Consider the following 896-nt stretch of genomic DNA (forward strand, 5'->3'; position numbering starts at 1 on the left):
CTCGTGTTTCCTGCAAGGCCTCCCCTTCGACCTGGTTGCCGCAGCAATACTGATGCTTATCGTATTCGCCGTCTACAACCTCAACCGCAAAACCGACGAAGACGAGGACGTCATAAATCACACAGAACGGTATGCATTCACGAAGAAATACGAATCCATCCTGTTTCGCTCTGCGATCGGCGCCTACATCATCGCTATCTGCCACTCCGCTCTCCAGGGGGTCGACAGTTTGCTGGTAACAGCTGCTCCTCTGGTCGCCGGGATCGTCTACAGCGTGCCACTTTTCCCTGCCGGGTTCGGGTTCCGGCGATTAAAAGAGATCCCAATCATGAAGAGTCTGACTGTGGCGTTCTCCTGGACCATTCCCACGGTCCTCCTGCCAGTCTGCCATGCCGGCCTTCCCGTGGACGCCGCCACCGGTATCGTCGGGATCTTCTTTTTTTTCCAGGTATTCATCAACACAGTTGTCTTCGATCTGCGTGACGTGGAGGGGGACGCCGCATCGGGAGTCAGGACGATTCCGACGATCCTCGGCACACGGAAGACGCTCTTTCTCCTCACGGGGCTGAACCTGACCGTCGGAACCGTACTGGTGTTCACCGGCGGAGCCTGTCGGGTCTCTGTGTAGCGTTGCTGCTGGCTTCGGGCACGATCTACGCCCAGGGATATCTTCTGGGCTTCCGGCGGTTCGGGAAAGAGAAACTCTTCTTCGAACTGTTCACCGACGGAGAATTCATCCTGCTGGCCATCATCCTCTACCTCCTCACCCTTGCAGTTCAGTATCTCCCGGTATGAACAGCCGTGAAGATTCATTGAAGAGGTGAAAATTCATCGGCACAATAAATGTCTGGCAGCCGGAGAGCATCTTAGAGTACGACATGAGATCTCCCGCGGCA

2 protein-coding genes are annotated in these 896 nt (G+C 55.7%); both read left to right on the forward strand.

What is annotated here, in order from left to right; all coding sequences use genetic code 11:
- Nucleotides 1–628: UbiA family prenyltransferase (locus EI28_RS12665; protein WP_048115396.1), on the forward strand; the 628-nt coding region annotated here is incomplete at its 5' end.
- 2 nt (nt 629–630) lie between these two features.
- Nucleotides 631–795 (forward strand): hypothetical protein, encoded by a 165-nt coding sequence (locus EI28_RS14230; protein ID WP_155937377.1) that lies wholly within the window; start codon nt 631–633, stop codon nt 793–795.
- Nucleotides 796–896: the final 101 nt, after the last annotated feature.

It is taken from the genome of Methanoculleus sp. MH98A, from assembly GCF_000691865.1.
In the GTDB taxonomy this organism is placed as follows: domain Archaea; phylum Halobacteriota; class Methanomicrobia; order Methanomicrobiales; family Methanoculleaceae; genus Methanoculleus.